This is a genomic window from Thermotoga sp. (assembly GCF_021162145.1).
Lineage (GTDB): Bacteria > Thermotogota > Thermotogae > Thermotogales > Thermotogaceae > Thermotoga.
The window spans coordinates 1-23,505 of record NZ_JAGGZH010000149.1 but is presented as its reverse complement, the minus strand read 5'-3'; the positions used below and the strand labels follow the sequence as shown (position 1 = coordinate 23,505).

Genomic DNA, 23,505 nt, shown 5'->3' with positions numbered 1-23,505 from the left:
GGAGGAATACGAGGAAAGAAGTGAGATAGAAGGATTGTTTGGGAATCTCAAAGGAAAGGTATGATGCAGCGTGCAGGGAAGATATGGCTATGGTGTTGGCTCTTGTGAGGTTTCTTGCCTGCAACATGTATGTGGCATATTTTTTGCTCATTTTTATATCGTCTTATCTTGTTTCATCTCGAGATCTCTCCCCCTTCACAAGAATTTTTGTAACACCGCCGGCACCTCTTGACGTCGGCGTTTGAAAATGCTAAACTATTCAGACGGAATGGCGTGCCGAGGTGGCGGAACTGGCAGACGCGCATGACTCAGGAACAAGTGGGGAGTTCCCCGTGCGGGATCAAGTCCCGCCCTCGGCACCACAGGAAAGCGGAGGTTTTCCCTCCGCTTTTTTTTGGAGGAAAACGGGGTGAAAGAAGTTGACCTTTTCGGAACAAAGATCCTCTGTGGAAAAAGAGACGAATTTTTGAACGAAATTGAAAGAAGAGTAGAGAAGAAAAAGAAGACATTCGTGGTTACCATGAACGCTTCGATTCTCCTGAGAGCAATAGAAGACGAAGAGTACCGCACTGTCATCGACTCTGCCGATTTGATCGTACCCGATGGATCCGGCGTGGTCTGGGCGATAGGATTCCTCACGGGCAATCGTACAGAAAGACTTCCGGGTATAGAGATAATGAAGTGTCTTTGTGACAGATCGAGAGAAACCGGTTGGAGGATTTACCTTCTTGGGTCAAAAGAGGAAATTGTCAGAAGGGCGGCTGACTCGCTGAAAAAAGCTGGCGTGAATGTTGTGGGATATCACCATGGTTTCTTCCGGGAAGAAGAATCAGAAAGGGTGGTGAGGGATATAAACGAAAGATCCACCGACCTTCTGTTCGTAGGGATGGGAGTTCCCCGTCAGGAAAAGTGGGTACACGCACATCTTCCCAGATTGAAAGTGAAACTTGCCATGGGTGTTGGGGGATCCATAGATGTCATATCGGGAAAGAAGAAGAGAGCTCCAAAATGGGTTCAGAGAATGAATCTTGAGTGGTTGTATCGTTTTTTTCAGTCCCCTGTCAGCAAAAGAAAGGTCCCCTTTCAGGTCTTGAAATTCGTCTTTTTGGTTTTAAGAGAAAAACTGAAAAAATAGAAACCGAAGGCTCTTTTGAAGAGCCTTTATTTTTAAACATTGGGAGGTGTTTCTTGTGGAGTTCGAGGGCACTGCCGTCACCAAAGTCAGTGGCTGGAGATGGTTTTTACTTGCCCTGCAACATTTCGTTGCCATGTTCGGAGCCACTGTACTGGTTCCTTTGATAACAGGACTTGATCCCCTTGTGGCCCTTCTCACAGCGGGTATAGGCACCCTCATATTCCACTTCGTAACCGGTGGAATAGTACCTGTTTTTCTCGGTTCGAGTTTTGCTTTCATAGCACCCGTTCTGGCAGTAAAAGAGATGTACGGGAACCTGGCCTATGCGACTGGCGGGATATTCGTTGCAGGGCTCTTCTATGTGCTCTACGCGGTAATAGTGAAGATCGTGGGTCCCGAGAAGATAAAAAAACTCCTTCCACCGGTTGTCACTGGAGGCATGATAATGGTGATAGGTCTTACTCTCAGTCCCGTTGCCATTCGAATGGCGTCTAAGGATTGGCCCCTTGCGATCGTGGTCATTGCCACTGTGGTTTTTGTTGCCACGATGACAAGAGGTTTCTTCAGTATGATACCTGTGATAACAGGTGTGATCGTTGGGTATGTTATAGGACTTGTGATGGGAAAAATAGACACTACTGCCATTCTGAACACACCTCTTTTCAGTGTGCCGAAGGTGATGCTTCCCAAGTTCGATTACGGTGCGATATTCATGGTGGTTCCCGTTACGCTAGCCACGTTCATGGAGCATCTTGGAGACATCACCACGAATGGGGCGGTCGTTGGAAAGAATTTCTTCGACAAACCGGGGCTTCACAGAACTCTCCTCGGTGATGGACTGGCCACAGCGGTTGCGGGTCTTCTTGGAGGGCCGGCGAACACCACTTACAGTGAGAACACGGGGGTACTGGCGCTCACGAGAGTCTACGATCCGTCCGTTTTAAGGGGTGCTGCCCTCGTTGCCATATTCGCTGCTTTCGTTTCCAAATTCGGTGCGATCTTGCAAACGATCCCAGAAGCAGTCATGGGCGGAGTGAGTCTCATTCTGTTCGGTATGATCACGTCCGTTGGGGTAAGAACGATGGTGAACGCAAGGGTAGATTTTTCCAAGCCCAGGAACCTGATGATCGCCGCCCTGATGCTCACAACTGGTATAGGAGGAGCCGTTTTGAAGGTGGGAAGAATCGAACTCAAAGGAATAGGGCTTGCCGCACTTGTGGGGATAGCTTTGAACTTGATTCTTCCGAAAAGAGATTGAAAAGAAGATGTACTAGAATTCTGAACATAGGAGGTGATGAAGAATGGAAAATTTCGTGTTTCACAACCCAACCAAACTCATCTTCGGGAAAGGAACAATACCTCGGATAGGCGAGGAGATAAGAAACTTTGGAATAAAGAAAGTACTCTTTCTCTACGGAGGTGGGTCTATAAAAAGAAACGGTGTCTATGACCAGGTGGTGAAGTCTCTCAAAAGATACGGAGTAGACTGGGTAGAGGTCTCCGGTGTCAAGCCGAACCCTGTTCTTTCTAAGGTGCACGAGGCGATCGAAATCGCCCGAAAGGAAAAAGTGGAAGCAGTTCTTGGAGTTGGTGGAGGAAGTGTTGTTGACTCAGCAAAGACCGTGGCAGCTGGTGTGGTTTACGAAGGTGATATCTGGGATGCCTTCATTGGGAAATACGTGATAAAAGAAGCACTTCCCATTTTCGATGTACTGACGATCTCTGCCACGGGAACGGAGATGAACGGAAACGCCGTCATAACGAACGAAGAAACGAACGAAAAGTACGGTGTGAGTTCGAAGGCCCTTTATCCAAAGGTCTCTATAGTTGATCCCTCTGTTCAATCGACCCTTTCCAGAGAGCAAACGGTGTACGGGGCGGTGGATGCCATCGCCCACATACTGGAGTACTACTTCGATGGGAGCAGCCCGGAGATCTCGAACGAAATAGCAGAAAGCACCATCAGGACCATTATGAAGATGACGGAGAAGCTCCTTGAAAAGCCAGATGATTACGAGGCAAGGGCCAATTTCGCCTGGTGCGCGACCATAGCTCTCAACGGAATTATGGCAGTTGGAAGAAAGGGTGGAGAGTGGTCGTGTCACAGGATAGAACATTCATTGAGCGCTCTCTACGACATCGCTCATGGTGCGGGCCTGGCGATCGTTTTCCCAGCGTGGATGAGGTACGTGTACAGGGAAAATATTCATCAGTTCGAAAGGTTCGCAAAAAGGATCTTCAACCTAGAAGGAGAAGGTGAGGATCTCATTCTGAGAGGTATAGACTCATTCAAAAACTGGCTTAAGAAGGTGGGAGCCCCTGTGACTCTCAGGGATGCTGGTATCCCGGAGGAGGACATTGAGAAAATAGTGGACAACGTGATGCTCCTTGTGGAGAAAAATCTGAAGCCAAAGGGAGCCACACTGGGTAAGGTAAAAGTTCTAGACAGAGAAGACGTTCGAGAGATATTGAAAATAGCTGCGAAATGAAATAAATGATATAATAAGTAAGGCGCGGAGGCGTGTCCGAACTGGCTAAGGAGCCGGTCTCGAAAACCGGTGGGCCGCAAGGCCCTTGTGGGTTCGAGTCCCACCGCCTCCGCCATTTTTTGTATAATGAAAACCAGGGGGTATGAAAAATGGAGGTCGAAGCTGTCGAAAAGGAAGCGATTGAGAAGCTGGGAAGAGTGTCAAACGCTCAGGAGCTGGAACAGTTCAGGGTGGAATTTCTCGGAAAAAAGGGAAAGATCACCAGTTTACTGAAGCACCTCAAAAATCTCCCTCCCGAAGAAAGGCCTGCCTACGGAAAGAAAGTGAACGAACTCAGAGAGAAGGTGGAGAGGTTGTTCTCAGAGAAAAAGAAGCAGATAGAGGTGCTCCTTGAAAGAGAGAGAATGGAGAAAATGCGAGTGGACGTTACAGTACCAGGAGCCAGAAGGAAGGTAGGGCATTCTCATCCTGTAATGAAGGTGATGGAAGAGATAGAAAGGATTTTTATTTCCATGGGATTCGATGTGGTGGAAGGTCCGGAGATAGAAACAACCTGGCACAACTTCGACGCTTTGAACACCCCGGAGTGGCATCCGGCTCGCGATGAACATGATTCGTTTTATATCACGAGTGACCTTCTTTTGCGTACCCACACGTCTCCTGTCCAGATAAGAACCATGCTGGAAAGGAAACCTCCCATTGCCATCGTATCGCCGGGGAAGGTTTACAGAAGAGACTACGATGCGACACACCTTCCCATGTTCCACCAAGTTGAAGGATTGCATGTCGATAAGAACCTAAGCGTGGCACACTTGAAGTTTACCCTTGAGGAGTTTGCCAGAAGAATGTTCGGAGAGAACACCAAAATTCGTCTGCGACCGAGTTACTTTCCTTTCACAGAGCCGAGCTTCGAGGTAGATGTGTATCTCTCTGGCTATGGATGGCTGGAGATACTCGGAGCGGGAATGGTGGATCCAAACGTGTTCCTAAATGTGGGATACGATCCAGAAGAGTGGACGGGGTACGCGTTCGGGATGGGTGTTGAAAGGATCGCTATGCTGAAGTACGGTATCACAGACATCAGAGAATTTGTGAGAAACGACGTGAGATTCCTCAGTAGCTACTGATGGGGGTGTGACGAGTGCGGGTACCAGAATTATGGCTCAGAGAATTCATAGATCTGAACTGGGACATAGAGGAAATAGCAGAAAGACTTACCTTCTCCGGCACGAGTGTAGAGGACATTCTGAAGCCCTTCAACGTATCCGGTGAAATCGTCACGGCGAAGGTGGTGGAGCGATTCGAACATCCTAGGTCCGACAAACTCCTTGTGTGCAGGGTAGACACCGCTAGGAAAGTGTACACCGTCATTACGGCCGACAAAACGGTGAAGGAAGGGGACTACGTGATACTGGCTCTGGAAGGTGCCACGCTGAACAACGGAGTGAAGATCGAACCACGCGAGTTCAAAGGAGTCGTATCTGAGGGGATGCTGTGCTCGCTTGAGGAACTGGGGCTGGAGGAGAAGTCTGACCGTGTATACCGTTTTCCAGAACCGGTGGATCTGGGTGTGAACGTGATAGAAGAGTTCGGTTTGGATGAGAGAGTACTCGATCTTGAAATCACCCCGAACAGGCCGGATTGTCTTTCCATCCTGGGAGTGGCGAGAGAACTTTCCGCCCTGAGTGGGAGGCCTCTGAGGAAACCTTCTCCCAGGGTTTCGTTTGTAGATGAAGATGTTCCTTTCGATGTGATCGTAGAAGATGCTGAAGGCTGTCCAAGGTACACTGCTCGTATAATGAAAGGGGTCACTGTGAAGGATTCTCCCCTCTGGTTGAAAGCAAGGCTCGTTGCGGCGGGTGTTAGATCGCTGAACAACGTGATCGATGCGACCAACTACGTGATGCTTGAACTCGGCCATCCCGTTCATGCGTTCGACCTGGCACGTTTTGGAAACGCCAGAGTAGTCGTAAGAACGGCAAACGGAGGAGAGAAGGTTCTTTTGCTCGATGAGAAGGAGTACGAGCTGAAGGGTGGAGAAGTGCTGATAACCGATGGGGAAAACATCTTAGCACTCGGTGGTATCATGGGTGGTATGAAATCGGGAGTAAGCGATGACACAAGGGATCTTGTTCTCGAGGTGGCTTATTTCGAACCGGTGAGAATAAGGAGGACGTCCAAAGTCCTTGGAATCATCACCGAATCGTCCTACAGATTCGAACGAGGGGTCGATCCTAACGATGCAGATCTGGTATCTTTGAGACTTGCAGAACTGATTCAGAAACTTGCGGGGGGTGTTGTGCTTCGAAAATTCTGGGATGTGTACCCCAGAAAGATAGAACCGAAGAAGGTGTTCCTCAGGAAAGAGAGAATTGAAAAGATTCTGGGTTTGAAAGTAGAAGAAGCAGACAGGATACTCGAACGCCTGGAGTTTCAGGTGAAAAGCGTAGGAGATAGATACGAGGTCGTGGTTCCCACCTTCAGGCCGGACGTGGAAAGAGAGATAGACCTGATCGAGGAGATAGGAAGGATAAACGGCTACGAGAAGATAAATCCCAGAGTCATAAGCCTGCCTGCTGTAAACATCGGCTGGAACGAAAAGCAGCTTTTCAGAAGAGAAATTTCCCGCTTCATGAAAGGTATGGGATTCGATGAAATCGTGAGCTTTTCCTTTGTGAGCTCCGAGAAGATGAAAAGATGGCCTGTTGTGGAAAGAGAACCGGTTTTTCTCATAAATCCCATTTCTTCGGATATGGACGTAATGCGAAACACTCAGTTTCACAGCATGATCCAGGTGCTCTCTGAGAATTTCAAGAGGCAAAACAGAAACCTAAAGCTCTTCGAGATCGGAAAGATCTATTTCAAAGAAAACGATAGGTACAGGGAAGTTGAGACACTATCGGCTGTGGCCTGTGGATTGGAAAACCCTGATGACTACACTGACAAGCGGAAGGTATCTTTTTATACAATAAAAGGGGTACTGGACGAGCTGTTTCAGAGATACGGGGTATGTGTTGAGTACAGGGAAACGGGGCTGAAAGGGTTTTTCCCGACAAGAACAGCTCGCATCTTTTCTGCGGGCAGAGAGCTGGGATTTGTGGGAATGGTCGATCCGAAGCTTCTCGACGAGTACGATGTTAAGGAAGAGGCATACTTTTTTGAAATCAACTTAGAATTGCTCAGAGAGCTTGCTTCGGAAAGGCCCGTTTACAGACCCACACCGAAGTTCCCGGCCGTTCGAAGAGATGTTTCTTTCCTGCTTCCAAGGGGATTCAGATCACTCGAGATCCTGAATCTCTTCAGAAAAGTCGGAGAACCTCTCGTAGAAGAAGTGGGGGTGTTCGACGTTTACAAGGGAAGGGGTGTCCCAGAGGATATGGTGAGCGTTACCTTCTACGTGATATTCAGGCATCCAGAGAGGACCTTAACAGACGAAGAAGTGAACCAGATCTTCGAAAAGATGGTTCAGCGTGCAGAAGAAGAATTCGGCGTGAAAAAAAGATTTTGAAAAAAAGAGGGGCTATCGCCCCTCTTCTGTTTTTGTGTTCAAAAGTCCTTTGAGAATCATCTCCTGTATGCTTTGAAGCAATTTTCTGTCTTTTGGAACATCCCCCATTGAATTGACAATGAGTTCTGCGGCGGCTCGCGAATCCAGATCCTTTGGTACGTAGTTTTGCTTCTTCCCTTCCTCTATCAGTTTCTCAACCCGTTTTATAAAGCTCTCATATCTTTCTTTCAGAACCGACCATTTCTCCCCCTCTTTGAAGCGGATCATCATCTTCTCCTTTTCTATTATCTCGTTCAGTACCGATTTGTTCAGCACAAAATCGACGTAAGATTTCAGAAACTTTTTAATTTTGGCAAAGTAAGAATTCGTCTCCTTTGTGACTGTAAAGAGATGGTTTTCCAGTTCCTCTAGGGCTTCTCTCCAGACTTCTTCGAAGAGCTTGTCTTTGCTTGGGAAGTAGTAGTATATAAGTGCCTTTTTCACACCCGCTTCCCGTGCGATCTCCTCCATGCTAACACCGTCGTACCCGTACTTTGAAAACGCCTTCTTTGCCGCTTCTAGAATTTTTCTCCTCGTTTCGGAACCCAATTTGACCCCTCCACGTCAGTTCCTGTAGCGTTTGTCCACCGCGAGGAGCTTTTCCTTGTCCGCGTATCTTCTCATTCTCACTTCGTAGTTGTAAACACCTCTGTTTGCGGGGTAGATCTCAGAGTAACCTTCCTCGTACCAGAGCTTGTCAGCATACTTCTTCCATTCGGCGGCGAGTTTGTCAAGTGCGGGTGCAAGTTCGGTGATGATTCTCTCGGAACCCTCATGTTGAGGCTTTGCGTTGAACGCTTTAACCATAGCTCTGAACACCTTCGGATTGTCTATGATTGGGCACGGTCTAAAGAGATTGTCGCTGTAAGGAATCATCCTCTTGTAGGCCTCAAAGAACGGTGATCTTAGAATATCGATGAGCTTTTTCTCGCGAATGCTGTCGACGGCGAACTGCTGGAAGACGCAAGGTTCCACATAGCCCTTCGCATTTATGTGGAGGTACTTGGCTCCCGCCGCAAGACATCCGTTCGTAAGGAATCCATGGTTCCAGAAATCGGCGACGAAGGCAAACCTTCCACTGAGTCTGAGCTGCTCGAGTTTGTGGAATCTCTCATACCTCTGTTTGGGAGTGGGAACAAGATCCATGGATGGGTTCGTCCCAACCGGCATGAACTGGTACACCCAGACATAAGAAACTCCCTGCTCTTCGAGGAAGTCCCAGAATTCGTCTTTCATGAGGGTCTCGTGGTTCATCCTGGTTGCCGTTACGGAGGCTCCAAAGATCACACCGTATCTTCTCAGCCTTTCCCATGCTTCGAGAATCTTTTTGAAAATGCCTCTTCCTCTTCTCCAGTCGGTGTCCGTTTCGAACCCCTCCACTGAGATAGAGAGTGTCGCGTTTCCGAGTTCTGCCAGCCTCTTTGCTGTCTCTTCCTTTATCAGAGTTCCATTGGTGTAAACGAGGAAGTAACTGTCTTTGAACTCTTCGAAAATGTCCATCAGATGTGGCCAGAAGAATGGCTCTCCACCAGTAACGATGAAGAAGAATATTCCCAGATCGTTGGCCTGTTTCAGGATGTCCCTGACTTCATCATGGGAAAGCTCATACTTCCTGCCGTAGAGTCCTGCATAACACCCTACGCAATTCAGGTTACAAGCATAGGTGGGACTCAGAACAATGAGCTTCGGAAGGACTGTTCTGTACTCGTGCATCTTCTCCTGTCTTATTGGTTCCCCGAGTGCGAACTCGTTGATGATCAGGTTGTTTATAACCCCTTCCACGCATTTTGGACTCGCCTTCTTGAAGATGTTGACCCATGACATCACCATCGGATGTCTCTCTTTTGCGAGGTCTGCGAGCTTCCTGAGGCCACTCTTCGATGGCTCTTTCGTGAACATACTCAGGGTTCCGAATATCTTTCCCAGCGTTTCCACCTCGGTGTTTTTCACAAAAGAGCTGACGAGTTTTCCTGCCTGCCGGTAGATCATCCCTTTGATTCCACCTACTGGCATTGAATCACCTCCATCTTTTTTTACTTACCGGTCGGTAAAATATTCTATGCCCACAACATGAAATACACTTTGCGTATTTGTTACTTTATGTTGTGCCTGGACAGATTTATCGCGCAGATAGCTTCATCTTTTTCGTATCCTCTCAGTAAATAATATGCCTTGCACCCTCCACCACACTCTTTCAAAATCGGACACGTCAAGCAGGACGACGGAGAAGGCAGAGGTTTGTATTCGTTCCATATCTCGGAAAATTTCCTTTCACGTACGTTTCCCATGTAGTATTCTTTACTGTATCTAAAATGTCCACAGGGTACAACAGTTCCCTCAACAAGTATTGAAGCATGGGTGATGCCAGCAGAGCAGAAAGCACCAGAAATGGATTCTTCAACGTAGAACGTCAGCTGGCCCTTGTAAGCATCCACAATACCGAGAACGTAGCTTATAGCTTCCTTCCACTCGTCGGGATTCATGTCCAGTTCTTTTGCGTGGAACCTTCCCCTTCCAACTGGGATGAACCTGTCCACATACAGGGCACTGGCACCCAGTTGCAAGGTCAGCTTCACCATGTCTTCAAACTTTCTCCAGTTTATCCTGTTTATCACGTTGAGTATCGTGACCTGGAAACCCTCACCTATAAAGTTTCTGATGCCTTCAAGCGCCCTTTCGAAATTACCTCTGCCCCTCACGTAGTCGTTTATCTCAGGATCTGGACCTTCCAATGAGACGCCTACCAACACGCTTGAATTGGCTTTTTTTACTTTCCGAACTACATCTTTGGTGGCAAGAGATCCGTTCGTGTTTATCATGAGCTTCTGACCTATCTCTTTACCAAAGGCGAGTATATCGAAAATCCTCGGGTGGAGAAGAGGCTCACCTCCCACAAGATCGAGAGCCCACACTCCCAGCTCTTTCACGTCGATCATTAGTTCCTTTATCTCCTCGAAACTCAGTTCGTTTGGATGGGGTTCTCCCGCCTCGCAATAACAGTGCTTGCATCTGAAATTGCATCTTGTAGTTAACTCGTACTCTACTATGAACGGTGGTTTTCGCATTCAATCACCTCCAGGTAGATTTTAACTCCTGAGATCGATTCAAAAGGGGAGGTTTCTAATTGTAATGATCCTTACAAGTCTAATTAAAAGTTTGGGAATAAAATTTATCGTGAGGTGATGCTGCTTGGGAAAAAGGGTATCTAAGAATCCTAGAGTGCTTTCGCAGATAGACCTCCTCAAGATGATGACAGGCGGAGACGAGAATGCTCTAAAGGAAATAAAGAGACGCCTGGGATTTGGCGGGAAGAAGGAAAGAGAGAACGATGAAAGACGAAAGATCTCCGATAAGGTTTGATCATTTCTCTGTTTCCGTGAGCGGAAAGGACATTTTAAATGATGTCACTATTTCTTTTGTTAAAGGGATGAACATCCTGTATGGACCTCGGGGATCCGGTAAATCCACCCTCCTTCGGGCGGTTGTCAAACTGAACGATGAAATACTGGAAGGTGCCTTGGAGAGTGGTACGGTTTATTTCCTCGGTCAGGACGTGAAGGATCTCGATGACACTTACGTGAGGAAAAAAGCTCTGTACCTTGATACGAGTTTCATTGATGCTATGAATCACTACAACTTCGACGAATTTCTAGGGCTGAGTTTGAAAAAGAAGATAGACCTCGAGGAGTTCTCTGAAAGGTTAGATGATCTTGGCGTATTGAGAATGTTAACGTTGGGACGCAAGACTCCCCTTTCTGTCTTCTCTCCCGCCGAAAAGATATCCCTCCTTCTTTTCATATTGGAGCAGAAACAACCCGAAATCATACTGATGGATTGCCTGTTAGATCACCTTGACGACAGGAATCTCGAAAGGATCATCGACACGTTCTTCGAGATGGGAGAGAAAAGAACCTTCGTCATTTCCACCCGAATCCTCCAGAGGTTTCTCTACATTGCAGATTTGTTGGTGATACTGAATGATGGTAGAATCAATTATGCGGGAAGCCCTAGGGATTTTGTTTTGAAAATGTGAGAAATCACTTTACGAACGGGGTGATCCTATGATACTGACCGTCACGCTCAATCCCGCGCTGGACCGGGAGATCTTCATAGATGACTTCCAGGTGAACAGGTTGTATAGGTTGAGGGATCTGACCAGAACACAGATGACACCGGGCGGAAAAGGGATAAATGTTTCAATAGCCCTCTCAAAGCTCGGTGTCCCTTCCATAGCCACAGGATTCGTGGGAGGTCACATGGGAAGGATTCTCGTTGAAGAGTTGCGAAGAATATCAAACCTGATCACGACGAACTTTGTTTATGTAGATGGAGAGACGAGGGAGAACATAGAGATCATAGACGAAAAGAATCGAACCATAACGGCCATAAATTTTCCCGGTCCGGAGATCAGCGAAGCTGACCTGAATCATTTCTTGAGAAGGTACAAAATGACTCTCTCGAAGGTCGATTGTGTGGTTATTTCTGGAAGCATCCCACTCGGAGTAAGTGAGAGCGTCTGCAACGAGCTGGTGAAACTCGCTCGTGAGAAGGGAATCTTCGTCTTCGTGGAACAAATCCCTAGATTGCTCGAGAAAATGTTGGCAGGTCCGGAGTATCCAAACGTGGTGAAGCCGGATTTGAGGGGAAACCACGTAACACCCTTTGGTATGGAGCTTAAAACGTTTGAGGATCATGTTCGACTCGCGGAAAAGATCGTGGAAAAGTCGCAGGTCGCAGTTGTTTCTTATGAGGTGAAGAGCGACATAGTTGCCACGAAAGACGGCGTGTGGATCATAAGATCAAGAGAGGAGATAGACACGTCGCATCTGCTTGGTGCAGGAGACGCTTACGTGGCGGGAATGGTTTACTATTTTGTCGTCCACGGAGCGAATTTCTTGGAGATGGCGAAGTTTGGTTTTGCTTCCGCACTGGCTGCAACCAGGCGAAAAGAAAAATACATGCCGGATCTTGAGGCGATAAAGAAAGAATACGATCACTTCACCGTGGAGAGGGTGAAGTAAATGAGAGTGAAAGATGCCGTTATTTATGATATATCCGCTGTCTTTGAGGACGAAGCTGTGGAGACGGTTATAAAACTTCTGTCAAGACAGAATCTTTCAGGAATACCAGTTGTCGATTACGACATGCGAGTCGTGGGCTTCGTTAGTGAAAGCGATCTGATAAAAGCCCTGGTTCCCAGTTATTTCTCTCTTCTCAGGTCCGCTTCTTTCATACCAGACACCAACCAGTTGATCAGAAATGTGGTCAAAATAAAGGACAAACCCATATCGGAGTACATGAGCAAACCACCCATCGTGGTGAAGGAGGACGATCCCTTGATAGTGGCGGCGGACTACCTCATAAGACACGGTTTCAAATCTCTTCCGGTAGTCAATGATAGTATGCAACTCGTTGGGATCGTCAGAAGGATAGATATTCTGAGAGTGGTTTCGGAGGGGAAGTTAGAGATATGAAAGCGGTGAGGATCGAGACCTTTGGGTGCAAGGTAAACCAGTACGAAAGTGAATACATGGCTGAACAACTGGAAAAGGCTGGCTACACCGTTCTGCCGGCCGGTGAGGCTTCTTACTACATAATAAACTCCTGTGCGGTCACACAGGAAGTGGAGAGGAAAGTCAAAAGGCTCATTAGGAGCATACGAAAGAAGAACAAAGATGCAAAGATAATCCTCACGGGATGTTTTGCACAGCTCTTTCCTGAGGAGGCAAAGAAACTTCCCGTAAACATGGTTCTGGGAATATCTGAGAAAAAGAACATAGTTGATCATCTTCTTTCCCTGAACGGGGAGCAAAAGGTGGTGGTGTCAGCCCCCGACAGCCCCGTCTACGAGAAGGTGAAGGGAAGCTTTGAGGATAGAACCCGAGCCTACATAAAAGTGGAAGACGGATGCGATAACTGTTGTACTTACTGTGCTATAAGGCTTGCGCGCGGAACGAAAGTGAGGAGCAAGCCTCTGGAGATATTCAAAGAAGAGTTCGAGAAGATGGTGATGAGGGGATATAAGGAAATCGTCATCACCGGTGTCAACCTTGGAAAGTATGGAAAGGACGTCGGGGCTACTTTGGTCGACCTTCTGAAGATCATAGAACACGTTCCTGGCGATTACAGAGTGCGCCTCAGCTCCTTGAACGTAGAGGATATAACAGACGATCTCGTTGAAGCCTTCCAGGTCAACACCAGATTGTGTCCACATCTTCACATATCTGTTCAGAGTGGGTCGGATAGGATTTTGAGGAGGATGGGAAGACGATACAGTTCTTCTGACTTCCTGAAAGTGGTGGAAAAATTGAGGAGTATCAACCCCGATTTTTCCATAACGACGGATATCATCGTTGGCTTTCCAGGGGAGACGGATGAAGACTTTCTGGAAACCATGAGACTCCTAGAGGAAGTTGAATTCAGTAGGGTTCACATATTCAGATATTCTCCCAGATCTGGAACTCCAGCGAGCACCTTCACCGATGCCGTTCCCGAACATAAGAAGAAAGAGCGCATGAAAATTTTAAGGGAAAAATCGAAGGAGGTGTCTCACAAATACAAGAAACGAATGGTGAACAAGAGAAGGAGAGTGCTCGCCGAATGGTACATCGCAAAGGGTGTGCTTTCGGGCTACGACGAGTATTACGTGAAACACGAATTCGTGGGCGACGGCGTAGGGATGTTCCACGATGTAAAGGTGAAGTCTCTCTCGGAAGAAGGAGTGATCTCCTGTCGTGCTGATTTGGTGGAAAGGGCGGTTCACTCACACGGATGATTTTCTTTTGAACTACGAAATGTTCGAGGAGGTTTCCCAGGGGCTCGCTTACGAAACCTTAAGAACATACAACAGAATCCCTTTCGCTGCCTACAAACACTACAATCGGTTGATAAGAGCTGTTTCTTTTTTTGATATTCCCTTTTCCATGACGTTCGAGGAATTTGTCGACATACTGAAGAAAGGTGCTCAGCAGCTCGACTGCGAGAGTAGAATAAAGGTGTTCCTTTCTGTGAGATCCGGTGAAACATTCTTTGTTTTTTCGCCCTTGAACGTTCCAAACGTCGAAGAGGGAGTCGATGTGAAGATATCGAGTGTCAGAAGGATCCCTGATCTTTCTACACCGCCGAGTTTGAAGATAACCGGCAGAACGGATATTCTGCTTGCTCGAAGAGAAATAGGAGAATGCTACGATGTGATTCTGATAGGTTTGAATGGCCAGATCTGTGAAGGAAGTTTTAGCAATGTCTTCCTGATAAAGGAAGGAAAATTGGTCACTCCTTCCATCGATTCTGGAATCCTCGACGGGATAACCCGGGAAAACGTGATAAAACTTGCAAGAAGACTGGAGATCCCTCTGGAAGAACGGCTCGTATGGGTCTGGGAATTGTTTGAAGCAGACGAGATGTTTTTGACTCACACAAGCGTAGGAATTGTACCCGTAAAGAGGCTGAACGATCACCTGTTTTTTGAAGAAGAACCAGGCCCCATAACAGCGACACTGATGGAAAACTTCGAACCTTTTGTTTTGAGTCTGGAGGAAAACTGGGTGGGAACGTGAAGCCTTTTGGGAAGCTATTCGAGGAACTTGCAAGTGAAAACCCTTTGTTTTCCGAGTTAAAGATGAGAATGCTTCTGATGGATTGGGAAGGACTGGTAGGTCCTCTCATCGCCAGGCACACGGCGGTAGAGAAGGTGGCAAACGGAGTTATTCATGTTGTCTGTGATGATTCGTTGTGGCTGACCGAACTTTCTTTTCAGAAAGACAAGATTCTTCACATGCTCAACGAGAAGGCAGGAAAGATAGTGTTCAGAGACATGGTGTTCAGGAGGGGAAAGATCAATGGAGAAGTACTCAGCTGAAAGTATAAAGGTCTTGAAAGGACTGGAACCTGTCCGAATGCGACCCGGAATGTACATTGGATCCACGGGAAAGCGCGGCTTGCACCACCTTGTGTACGAAGTGGTTGACAACAGTGTTGATGAGGCACTCGCCGGTTACTGTGATTGGATCAAAGTTACTCTCTATGGGGACGGTAGTGTCGAGGTTGAAGACAACGGAAGGGGTATCCCTATCGACGTGCATCCAGAAGAGGGCAGGAGTGCTCTGGAAGTGGTTTTCACCGTTCTGCACGCAGGAGGGAAGTTCTCCAAGGATTCCTACAAAATAAGCGGTGGGCTTCATGGTGTAGGAGTTTCTGTGGTGAACGCACTTTCTGAATGGCTTGAGGTGAAAGTTCACCGGGACGGTAAGGTTCACAGGCAAAGGTACGAACGGGGAAAGCCGGTCACTCCCGTTGAGGTAATTGGTGAGACGGACAAGCACGGCACGGTTGTTCGATTCAAACCAGATCCTCTCGTATTCTCTGAAATCGAGTTCGATCCCGATATACTTGAACACAGGTTGAGAGAAATCGCTTTTCTCGTGCCGGGATTGAAAATAGAATTCGAAGACAGAATAAACGAGGAGAAAAAGACATTCAAGTTCGATGGTGGTTTGAGGGAATTCGTGAGGTATCTGAACCGTGGTAAAAGAACCCTTCATGACGTGATATACCTGAAGAGAACGGAGAAAGTCAGGGTCAAGGACAGAGAAGACGAGGTGATCGTGGAGATTGCCTTCCAGTACACTGATTCTTACTCAGAAGAGATCGTTTCCTTTGCAAACACTATAAAGACTGTCGACGGGGGAACACACGTTACAGCGTTCAAGACGATCCTCACAAAGTTGATGAACGAATATGGAAGAAAACACAATTTCTTGAAAAATGGAGATTCTTTCCAGGGGGATGACGTACGAGAAGGACTGACCGCCGTCGTGAGTGTCTACGTGAAGAATCCAGAGTTTGAAGGACAGACTAAATCGAAGCTTGGTAATGAAGAAGTGAAAGAAGCCGTAACCAGAGTGATGAGGGAAGAGTTAAAGAGGATTTTCGACGCCAGTCCGGAACTTATCAAAGCGATCCTATCGAAGATACTGAGCACAAAGCAAGCAAGAGAAGCGGCAAGAAGAGCAAGGGAAATGGTGAGGAGAAAGAACGTACTTCAGAGTACTACCCTCCCTGGAAAGCTGGCGGATTGCAGTTCCTCGAATCGTGAAAACACCGAGCTTTTCATCGTTGAAGGTGACTCTGCTGGCGGATCCGCCAAACAGGCTCGTGATAGAGTGTTCCAGGCAGTTCTTCCGATCAGAGGAAAGATTCTGAACGTCGAAAAATCTTCTCTGGATCGCCTGTTGAAGAACGAACAGATCAGTGACATAATCGTTGCGGTGGGTACCGGAATAGGAGACGATTTCGACGAGAACAAGTTGCGCTACGGGAAGATAATCATCATGACGGATGCCGATATCGACGGTGCTCACATCAGAACACTGCTTCTGACGCTTTTTTACAGGTACATGAAGCCACTGATAAAAGAGGGGAGGATCCACATAGCGCTTCCTCCACTGTACAGGATAAAAGTTGGAAAAGAGGAGTTCTACGTGTACAGCGATTTGGAGTTGGTGGAATACAGGAAGAAGTTCGAGGGGAGGAAAATGGAGATACAGAGGTACAAGGGACTCGGAGAGATGAATCCAGAGCAGCTGTGGGAAACAACCATGAACCCTGAGACTAGGAAGATAATAAGAGTGACCATAGAGGACGCTGAAGAGGCTGACAGACTCTTTGAGATCCTCATGGGGAACGATCCGGCGAGCAGAAGGGAATTCATAGAAAGGCATGCCCTGAAGGTAAAAGAACTCGATATTTGAAGCTATGAGGTCTTTGAGAATCGTTCTAATGGTGATTGTGGCGATGTACGCTTTTTTCTTCATGAGAATTCTTTCTTTGAATCCCGTGGAACCGGTAGTTGTTCCAGGAGGAATTGCACATAATTTGATAGAAAATTTTAACATTCCCAAAAAAAGTATTATAATAGATTCGAGAAAAGTGGTTGGAATCGTCTTCAGTGATGGCAATTACTATTTATGTTCCGACGATGGTAGTTTGATTGCCTCTGTTTCGAGTAAAGAGTTCTTCAAGTTTTATCCTTTATTTCTGGAAGTGAAGCTAGAAGGGTTGCAGCTTTCGAGGGAAGAAAAAAAAATCCTGAACTTTTTGAAACCTATTCTGAAAAGTTCCTTGGTCTCGGCTGTTTTCTTTAAATCGAGGAAGGTGACCCTGATCAAAGGGGTAACGGTTTCGTTCAAGAAGTGGCAGGATCTTGCGAACAATTTTCGGATATTAGAGACACAGATCGATCTCCTCGAACCGAAAAGCGAGTATTTTCTAGCAGACGGTGGAATTCTGATAAAAATAAGGGGTGATTGACTTGCCGAAAGCTGCCTTTTTCACCTCCATAGATATAGGTTCCAGGTACATAAAGGGACTGGTCCTGAGAAAGCATGATCAGGAATGGGAGGCACTCGCTTACTCGAGCGTGAAATCCAGGGGACTGGACGAGGGAGAGATAAAGGATGCAATCGCCTTCAAAGAATCTGTGAACACGCTTTTGAAAGAACTGGAAGAGCAAATCCAAAGATCTTTGAAAAGCGATTTCATCATATCTTTCAGCAGTGTGAATTTCGAACGAAAGGATGTTGTGGCGGAGAAAGAGTTCGGAGAAGACAAGCGAGTGATGAACCTGGACATCCTCGGAGAGATGCAGGCAGAAGCTCTGGGAAAGCTGGAGGAGGATGGGAAAAAGCCCCTCCATCTTTTCTCCAAGAGGTATCTTCTCGATGATGAAAGAATTGTCTTCAACCCTCTCGACATGAGAGCATCGAAGATCACCGTTGAGTACACCTCCATAGTAATTCCTCTGAGAGTCTACGAGATGTTCTACAACTTCCTTCAGGATATAGTGAAGAGTCCCTTTCAGCTGAGGTCTTCTCTTGTTTCCACAGCAGAAGGTGTTCTCACCTCATCAGAAAAGGATCGTGGAGTGGTGGTTTTGAACCTGGGTTATAACTTCACAGGTCTGATAGCCTACAAGAACGGTGTTCCCATAAAGATCGCTTATGTTCCCGTCGGTATGAGGCACGTGATCAAAGACGTTTCCACGGTCCTGGACACGTCTTTCGAAGAAGCGGAAAGATTGATCATCACCTACGGCAACGCTGTCTACAGCGATCTCAATGAAGAAGAGATACAGTACAGAGGACTGGATGGAAACACGGTAAAAACTACGAACGTGAAAAAACTCGCCGTCATCATACACGCTCGCCTCAGGGAGATAATGAGCAAGTCGAAGAAGGTCTTCAGAGAGGTAGAAGCGAAGATAATGGAAGAGGGAGAGATAGGTATACCTGGTGGCGTCGTTCTATCGGGTGGGGGTGCCAAAATTCCCAGGATAAACGATCTGGCGACGGAGGTGTTCAGGGCTCCTGTGCGAACAGGGTGCTATGCGAACTCCGACAAGCCACTGATCGTCAACTCAGACGAAGCTGCCTATGATCCTTCTTTTGCTGCTGCCTTCGGGAACGTCTTCTCGTCGATGGAAAATCCCTATGAGGAAGCACCGGCAAAACGTGAAAATCCCTTCAGAAAGATTCTCAGGCTGTTCAAGGAACTGATGGAGTGATCGGGAGGTTAGAAGTATGGGCTTTGACCTTGATGTTGAGAGAAAGAAAGAGAGTAGGAACATACCCCAGGCAAACAACCTGCGAATAAAGGTCATAGGAGTCGGAGGAGCGGGGAACAACGCTATAAACAGGATGATAGAGATAGGAATACACGGTGTTGAGTTTGTTGCTGTGAACACAGACCTTCAGGTCCTCGAAGCCTCCAACGCCGATGTCAAGATACAGATAGGGGAAAACATCACGCGTGGACTCGGTGCCGGTGGAAGACCGGAAATAGGTGAAGAAGCAGCCAAGGAAAGCGAGGAAAAGATCCGTGAGGTCCTTGAGGACACCCACATGGTTTTCATAACCGCAGGGCTCGGTGGTGGAACGGGAACGGGGGCCTCGCCGGTCATAGCCAGAACAGCCAAGGAAATGGGAATTCTGACGGTGGCTATCGTCACCACTCCTTTCTACTTCGAAGGTCCGGAGAGGTTGAACAAGGCAATAAAAGGATTGAAAAAACTCAGAGAGCACGTTGATACTCTCATAAAGATCTCCAACAACAAGCTCATGGAAGAACTTCCAAGGGACGTAAGGATAAAGGATGCTTTCCTGAAGGCGGATGAAACCTTGCACCAGGGAGTGAAGGGTATCTCAGAGCTCATAACGAAAAGAGGTTACATAAACCTCGATTTTGCGGACATAGAGTCTGTGATGAAGGATGCAGGAGCGGCACTCCTTGGTATAGGAGTTGGAAAGGGTGAACAAAGGGCTAGGGAAGCGGCTAAAAAGGCCATGGAAAGTAAGTTGATAGAGCACCCTGTCGAGAACGCCAGTTCCATCGTCTTCAACATAACGGCTCCCAGCAACATCAGAATGGAGGAAGTACACGAAGCTGCTATGATCATAAGACAGAACAGCAGTGAAGATGCGGACGTGAAGTTCGGACTCATCTTCGACGATGAAATCCCCGACGATGAGATACGCGTGATCTTTATAGCCACCAGGTTCCCGGATGAGGACAAGATCCTGTTCCCAGAAGGTGATATTCCCGCCATATACAGGTACGGCCTGGAGGGACTTCTGTAAATGCTAAGAAGGTACAGAAAACTGGGGGAGATACTGGTCGAGAAGGGATTCATAACCAGGGAAGAGCTAGAAAAAGCACTCGAGATACAAAAACAACTGAAGAAACCCCTAGGGGAAGTATTGGTGGAATTGGGTTACATCACGGAAGATCAGCTGCTTGAAGCTCTGAGTGAACAATACGATGCACCGATTTTGAGGGATCTCCCGAAGAACATACCGCTCAACGTGGTTGGATCTCTTCCCAAGAACATCATAGAATCTCTCCACGTCATTCCCGTCAACAAAAAAGAAGATGGTACCCTTGTCGTCGTCACAGACAACGGAACGAACATTCCAAGAATAAGGCAAGAGGTTCGTTTCCTCACGGGGAAGAATCCAGAGATCTACCTGGTCGCAAGCAGAGATTTTTCCATGCTGTACCAGACCTACGTACTGGGTGTGCCACTTGAGCTTTTCGAAGAGCCGTACGTCACAATAGAAGAAGCTGAAGGTCAGGTGGAAGAGGAGGCCGAGGAATCAGAGGAAACAGTAATAGAAGAGGCTCCGATCGTTCGTCTCGTCAACAACATAATAAACCGTGCTATAGAGATGGGAGCGAGCGACATCCACATCGAGCCGATGAAGAGGACAGTAAGGGTGAGATTCAGGGTGGATGGAGTCTTGAGAAAGGTTCTGGAGTATCAGAAAATGCAGCACAATTCTGTTGTGGCACGCATCAAAATCATGAGCGGTTTGGATGTTTCAGAGAGGAGACTACCCCAGGACGGGAAATTCTACACGATAAAGAGTGGAGAGCAGTATGATTTCAGGGTGTCGACCATGCCGTCTACATTCGGTGAGAAGGTTGTGATGAGGATTCTGAAAGTGTCCGCTGCAAACAGGCGTTTGGAGGAACTCGGATACAGTGAGTATAACTACAGGAGGATACTCTCTCTTCTAGAAAAACCGTACGGTATTATTCTCGTTACAGGTCCCACCGGGAGTGGAAAATCAACGACTCTTGTGGCCATGATAAATCACTTGAAAGGCGAAGGCGTGAACATCGTCACCGCTGAAGACCCTGTGGAGTACACAATCGAAGGAGTCACTCAATGCCAGGTTTTTCCGGAGATAGGACTCACCTTTGCTCGATACCTGAGGGCATTTCTGAGGCAGGATCCCGATATCATCATGGTCGGTGAGATCAGAGACACAGAAACCGCTCAGCTTGCTGTTGAGGCTTCTCTCACGGGTCATCTGGTTTTGAGCACGTTGCACACCAACACAGCAGCGGGTGCCGTGTCCAGGCTCATGGAGATGGGAATAGATCCACACCTCCTTGGTACCTCTCTGATAGGAGTCATAGGTCAAAGATTGATAAGGAGATTGTGCAACGAATGCAAGGTTTCGGGAGAAGTGAAAGATGAAAAGTCGAAGTTCTATTTCGAACGATTCCTCGGGGAGGTACCCAACCAAATCTACTACCCTTCTGAGGAGGGATGCCCTGCCTGTAGAGGAATGAGGTACAGAGGCAGAATGGCCATAGGAGAAGTTATGATAGTCGATGAGGAGATGAGGACGCTGATATCTTCAAGGGCCAGCGAGATGGAGATCGCAAGACACGCCGTGGAGAAAGGCATGCGCCCCATGTTCGTAGATGCCCTTGAAAAGGTGGCCCAGGGTTTGACAAGTCTCGAAGAAGTGTTCAGGGTGACCACCCCGCCATGAAGTACTTCTCCAGAAGCCCTGAAGATTGGAAGAGGTCAGATGAAGAAAAGGAACGAAGAGAAAGAGAAAGAAGGAACAGGATTCGCCGCAGGGTGAATTTCATTGTTGTTGTGAACCTCGCTATCGTAATTTTCCTTTTCTTCTTCACGAAGGCTTTTTTCACAAGCAGACCAGAAGGTGTCGCTGGACAGTTTCAGATAGTGATATCGTCAAAGGAATCGTACCTCCCGAACGAGCCTCTCGACATCAGTGTGAAGGTCTACAACAGAGAGAGAAGAAAAGGAAAGCTTGTCCTTGAGGATTTCTATTCTCTGTGAAAAAGGGAAACAGTGTGGTATACGAGTTTCACTTTCCACAGCGGGTGGAAAGGGAACTTGACGCCTTCGAGAGTGTGCTGGTCTTCGACCTGGCAAGAGAAGTAAAACTGGTTGATTTGAGCGGTGGAGACTACTTGGCAACGGTCTCCGTGAGGGTAAATGGTCAGAGGGTGACCATAGGAAAGATCGTGACGGTCATTGAGGAGTGGAAGCTCGAAGTTGGTAACTTGAAGGACTTTTACTTTCCATACGAAGGTATCGATTTTTCGGTCTACCTCGAAAACATCAGCTCCAGGCAAAGGAATATAACGGCGAGGAGTGCGGTTTTGAAAGTCCTGAAAGGAAATGAGAAGATGCTTGAAAAGAAAACGATGGTGGAAAAAACGTTCAGAGTAGAGTCCATGGAAACAGTGGAGCTTTACAGAGAAAGTCTTTCTGCCCCCGAAAAGCCGGGAAATTACGTTATCGATCTGGAGCTGGAAACTGAGGAAGGTACCATGGAGCGCTTCTTACCCTTGGTCGTGACCGGGGAGTATCAGAAAAAGCTGAGCGGAACCACTTTAGTGGTTGAAGGACCGAAATTCATGAACGTCGGTGAAAGATACGATTTTTCTGTAAAACTTTTGAACGAAGAAAAGAGGAGAAAGTACTTTGTCTTGAAAAACGTCCTGATCGTCATCACCAGAAAAGAACCCGTTTTTTCCTACTCCAGATCGGACGAGTTCAGAATAACCCTAGACGGATTTTCCTCCAGGGAGATTTTCAAAACGACGGCGTACGATTTGATAAAGTTTGACGAACCTGGAACGTACAAAATGGTTGTGGTAGTGGAGAGCGAGGATGATAGACTCGTAAAAGAGATGGAGATAATCGCCTCCGAGTGAGGTGGAATCATTCCGTACGAGAACAAGAGGATCGATTGGTTCATTGTGGTTGTTGTAGGTGTGCTGATGGTGTTTGGGCTGATTTCCCTGAGAAGTGCCACTTATGGAGAGCGTGAATCCCTATTCTCAAAGCAGGTGATCTGGGATGTTATGGGTTTTTCACTGATGATCTCGATTCTTTTTGTAAAAGACAGCACCATAAGAAGATTATCCGTGGTGCTGTATACGGTTTCTGTTGTTTTGTTATTGGCTCTCCTTTTGAAGGGAACTCCAATCGGTGGTTCCAAGAGATGGTTTAAAGTAGCGTGGATCAGTTTTCAACCTTCGGATCTAGCAAAACTTTCCCTCATTGTTCTGCTTCCGTATCTTCTGGAAAGAAGGTGGTTTTGGAGAAGTCTTTTTCTCACCCTTGTTCCTGCGGCTCTCGTCTTTCTGGAGCCAGACCTTGGCACCGCCCTTTCTCTGGGGTTGATCTGGTTTTTTGCCGTTCTGTCATCTAGGGTCGATAAGAGGCCCCTCCTTGTTCTTCTGCTGATCGTCGTGATCTTACTTCCGGTGTTCTTCTTTTTTGGTTTGAAGGACTATCAAAGGGCAAGAATTCTTTCTTTTCTCAATCCCGAAGAATACGGAAAGAGTTACTCTTACAACGTAATTCAGTCCATACACGCGATCGGAGCCGGCGGGTTCTTTGGGACGGGCTACATGAAGGGAAGGGCAAATTTGATGGGGTACGTTCCTGTCTCGCACACGGATTTCATCGTGTCTGTCATTGGAGAAGAGTTCGGGTTTTTGGG

23 protein-coding genes and 2 tRNA genes are annotated in these 23,505 nt (G+C 47.3%); 22 read left to right on the top strand and 3 right to left on the bottom strand.

The genetic code is table 11. The features are described from left to right. Positions 1-275: 275 nt before the first annotated feature. The 7 genes from J7K79_RS09195 to pheT all read left to right on the top strand — a co-directional run bounded on the left by J7K79_RS09195 (position 276) and on the right by pheT (position 7,132). Positions 276-362: transfer RNA gene (locus J7K79_RS09195), tRNA-Leu, on the top strand. A gap of 47 nt (positions 363-409) precedes the next feature. After that, positions 410-1,135 (top strand): WecB/TagA/CpsF family glycosyltransferase, encoded by a 726-nt coding sequence (locus tag J7K79_RS09190; protein WP_296907900.1) that lies wholly within the window; start codon positions 410-412, stop codon positions 1,133-1,135. A 55-nt stretch (positions 1,136-1,190) separates the two neighbouring features. Continuing rightward, positions 1,191-2,393 carry a solute carrier family 23 protein gene (locus J7K79_RS09185; RefSeq protein ID WP_296907897.1) on the top strand — a complete coding sequence of 401 codons (1,203 nt, stop codon included), beginning with the start codon at positions 1,191-1,193 and terminating at the stop codon, positions 2,391-2,393. Between the two features lie 43 nt (positions 2,394-2,436). Then, positions 2,437-3,624, top strand: a complete 1,188-nt coding sequence (locus tag J7K79_RS09180) for an iron-containing alcohol dehydrogenase (protein ID WP_296907891.1) — start codon at positions 2,437-2,439, stop codon at positions 3,622-3,624. Positions 3,625-3,650: 26 nt separating this feature from the next. Continuing rightward, positions 3,651-3,739 (top strand) — tRNA-Ser (locus tag J7K79_RS09175). Between the two features lie 34 nt (positions 3,740-3,773). Further along, positions 3,774-4,751, top strand: coding sequence for a phenylalanine--tRNA ligase subunit alpha (gene pheS, locus J7K79_RS09170; RefSeq protein WP_296907888.1), 978 nt, complete (start codon positions 3,774-3,776; stop codon positions 4,749-4,751). A gap of 14 nt (positions 4,752-4,765) precedes the next feature. Then, a complete protein-coding gene (pheT, locus tag J7K79_RS09165; RefSeq protein WP_296907885.1) occupies positions 4,766-7,132 on the top strand; it encodes a phenylalanine--tRNA ligase subunit beta in 2,367 nt (788 codons plus the stop codon). Positions 7,133-7,144: 12 nt separating this feature from the next. Here pheT and J7K79_RS09160 read toward each other — a convergent pair whose 3' ends face one another. From J7K79_RS09160 to J7K79_RS09150, 3 genes are all read right to left on the bottom strand, one after another. Next, positions 7,145-7,720 (bottom strand): TetR/AcrR family transcriptional regulator, encoded by a 576-nt coding sequence (locus tag J7K79_RS09160; RefSeq protein ID WP_296907883.1) that lies wholly within the window; start codon positions 7,718-7,720, stop codon positions 7,145-7,147. A gap of 15 nt (positions 7,721-7,735) precedes the next feature. Further along, positions 7,736-9,184 (bottom strand): radical SAM protein, encoded by a 1,449-nt coding sequence (locus tag J7K79_RS09155; protein WP_296907880.1) that lies wholly within the window; start codon positions 9,182-9,184, stop codon positions 7,736-7,738. Between the two features lie 80 nt (positions 9,185-9,264). Continuing rightward, the gene (locus J7K79_RS09150) at positions 9,265-10,236 is read right to left on the bottom strand and encodes a radical SAM protein (RefSeq protein WP_296907877.1); all 972 of its coding nucleotides are present in this window, start codon (positions 10,234-10,236) and stop codon (positions 9,265-9,267) included. A 124-nt stretch (positions 10,237-10,360) separates the two neighbouring features. On the opposite strand from J7K79_RS09150, the gene J7K79_RS09145 reads away from it, so the two are divergent. The 15 genes from J7K79_RS09145 to J7K79_RS09075 all read left to right on the top strand — a co-directional run. Then, positions 10,361-10,531, top strand: coding sequence for a hypothetical protein (locus tag J7K79_RS09145; RefSeq protein ID WP_296907875.1), 171 nt, complete (start codon positions 10,361-10,363; stop codon positions 10,529-10,531). Then, a complete protein-coding gene (locus J7K79_RS09140) occupies positions 10,500-11,204 on the top strand; it encodes an ATP-binding cassette domain-containing protein (RefSeq protein ID WP_296907873.1) in 705 nt (234 codons plus the stop codon). Before J7K79_RS09145 ends, J7K79_RS09140 begins: the two co-directional genes overlap by 32 nt. Positions 11,205-11,232: 28 nt before the next feature. Continuing rightward, the gene (locus J7K79_RS09135) at positions 11,233-12,192 is read left to right on the top strand and encodes a 1-phosphofructokinase family hexose kinase (RefSeq protein WP_296907871.1); all 960 of its coding nucleotides are present in this window, start codon (positions 11,233-11,235) and stop codon (positions 12,190-12,192) included. Beyond that, on the top strand, positions 12,193-12,645 hold the full coding sequence (locus J7K79_RS09130; protein WP_296907869.1) for a CBS domain-containing protein: 453 nt from the start codon (positions 12,193-12,195) through the stop codon (positions 12,643-12,645). It abuts the gene before it with no gap. Then, positions 12,642-13,946, top strand: a complete 1,305-nt coding sequence (gene mtaB, locus J7K79_RS09125; RefSeq protein ID WP_296907863.1) for a tRNA (N(6)-L-threonylcarbamoyladenosine(37)-C(2))-methylthiotransferase MtaB — start codon at positions 12,642-12,644, stop codon at positions 13,944-13,946. The genes J7K79_RS09130 and mtaB overlap by 4 nt, the downstream gene beginning before the upstream one ends. Before the next feature lie 7 nt (positions 13,947-13,953). Then, a complete protein-coding gene (locus J7K79_RS09120) occupies positions 13,954-14,727 on the top strand; it encodes an aminotransferase class IV (RefSeq protein WP_296907860.1) in 774 nt (257 codons plus the stop codon). Next, positions 14,724-15,029 carry a DUF721 domain-containing protein gene (locus J7K79_RS09115; RefSeq protein WP_296907857.1) on the top strand — a complete coding sequence of 102 codons (306 nt, stop codon included), beginning with the start codon at positions 14,724-14,726 and terminating at the stop codon, positions 15,027-15,029. The genes J7K79_RS09120 and J7K79_RS09115 overlap by 4 nt, the downstream gene beginning before the upstream one ends. Then, positions 15,010-16,920, top strand: coding sequence for a DNA topoisomerase (ATP-hydrolyzing) subunit B (gene gyrB / locus J7K79_RS09110; protein WP_296907855.1), 1,911 nt, complete (start codon positions 15,010-15,012; stop codon positions 16,918-16,920). Before J7K79_RS09115 ends, gyrB begins: the two co-directional genes overlap by 20 nt. A 4-nt stretch (positions 16,921-16,924) precedes the next feature. Then, positions 16,925-17,479 carry a DUF4894 domain-containing protein gene (locus J7K79_RS09105; RefSeq protein ID WP_296907853.1) on the top strand — a complete coding sequence of 185 codons (555 nt, stop codon included), beginning with the start codon at positions 16,925-16,927 and terminating at the stop codon, positions 17,477-17,479. A gap of 1 nt (position 17,480) precedes the next feature. Beyond that, positions 17,481-18,731, top strand: a complete 1,251-nt coding sequence (locus tag J7K79_RS09100; protein WP_366932613.1) for a cell division protein FtsA — start codon at positions 17,481-17,483, stop codon at positions 18,729-18,731. 16 nt (positions 18,732-18,747) lie between these two features. Next, positions 18,748-19,803, top strand: a complete 1,056-nt coding sequence (ftsZ, locus tag J7K79_RS09095; protein WP_296907846.1) for a cell division protein FtsZ — start codon at positions 18,748-18,750, stop codon at positions 19,801-19,803. After that, the gene (locus J7K79_RS09090) at positions 19,804-21,510 is read left to right on the top strand and encodes a GspE/PulE family protein (protein WP_296907843.1); all 1,707 of its coding nucleotides are present in this window, start codon (positions 19,804-19,806) and stop codon (positions 21,508-21,510) included. Then, positions 21,507-21,827, top strand: a complete 321-nt coding sequence (locus J7K79_RS09085; protein ID WP_296907841.1) for a hypothetical protein — start codon at positions 21,507-21,509, stop codon at positions 21,825-21,827. The genes J7K79_RS09090 and J7K79_RS09085 overlap by 4 nt, the downstream gene beginning before the upstream one ends. Before the next feature lie 14 nt (positions 21,828-21,841). Next, positions 21,842-22,711, top strand: coding sequence for a hypothetical protein (locus J7K79_RS09080; RefSeq protein WP_296907839.1), 870 nt, complete (start codon positions 21,842-21,844; stop codon positions 22,709-22,711). Positions 22,712-22,777: 66 nt separating this feature from the next. Then, the coding region (locus J7K79_RS09075) for an FtsW/RodA/SpoVE family cell cycle protein (RefSeq protein ID WP_296907902.1) at positions 22,778-23,505 on the top strand (728 nt) is incomplete at its 3' end.

Coding starts and splice junctions, on each gene's coding strand:
- J7K79_RS09105 (WP_296907853.1), top strand. CDS start 16,925: ATGAGGTCTTTGAGAATCGTTCTAATGGTGATTGTGGCGATGTACGCT.
- J7K79_RS09140 (WP_296907873.1), top strand. CDS start 10,500: ATGAAAGACGAAAGATCTCCGATAAGGTTTGATCATTTCTCTGTTTCC.
- pheS (WP_296907888.1), top strand. CDS start 3,774: ATGGAGGTCGAAGCTGTCGAAAAGGAAGCGATTGAGAAGCTGGGAAGA.
- J7K79_RS09180 (WP_296907891.1), top strand. CDS start 2,437: ATGGAAAATTTCGTGTTTCACAACCCAACCAAACTCATCTTCGGGAAA.
- J7K79_RS09090 (WP_296907843.1), top strand. CDS start 19,804: ATGCTAAGAAGGTACAGAAAACTGGGGGAGATACTGGTCGAGAAGGGA.
- J7K79_RS09085 (WP_296907841.1), top strand. CDS start 21,507: ATGAAGTACTTCTCCAGAAGCCCTGAAGATTGGAAGAGGTCAGATGAA.
- J7K79_RS09130 (WP_296907869.1), top strand. CDS start 12,193: ATGAGAGTGAAAGATGCCGTTATTTATGATATATCCGCTGTCTTTGAG.
- ftsZ (WP_296907846.1), top strand. CDS start 18,748: ATGGGCTTTGACCTTGATGTTGAGAGAAAGAAAGAGAGTAGGAACATA.
- J7K79_RS09155 (WP_296907880.1), bottom strand. CDS start 9,184: ATGCCAGTAGGTGGAATCAAAGGGATGATCTACCGGCAGGCAGGAAAA.
- J7K79_RS09135 (WP_296907871.1), top strand. CDS start 11,233: ATGATACTGACCGTCACGCTCAATCCCGCGCTGGACCGGGAGATCTTC.
- mtaB (WP_296907863.1), top strand. CDS start 12,642: ATGAAAGCGGTGAGGATCGAGACCTTTGGGTGCAAGGTAAACCAGTAC.
- gyrB (WP_296907855.1), top strand. CDS start 15,010: ATGGAGAAGTACTCAGCTGAAAGTATAAAGGTCTTGAAAGGACTGGAA.
- J7K79_RS09150 (WP_296907877.1), bottom strand. CDS start 10,236: ATGCGAAAACCACCGTTCATAGTAGAGTACGAGTTAACTACAAGATGC.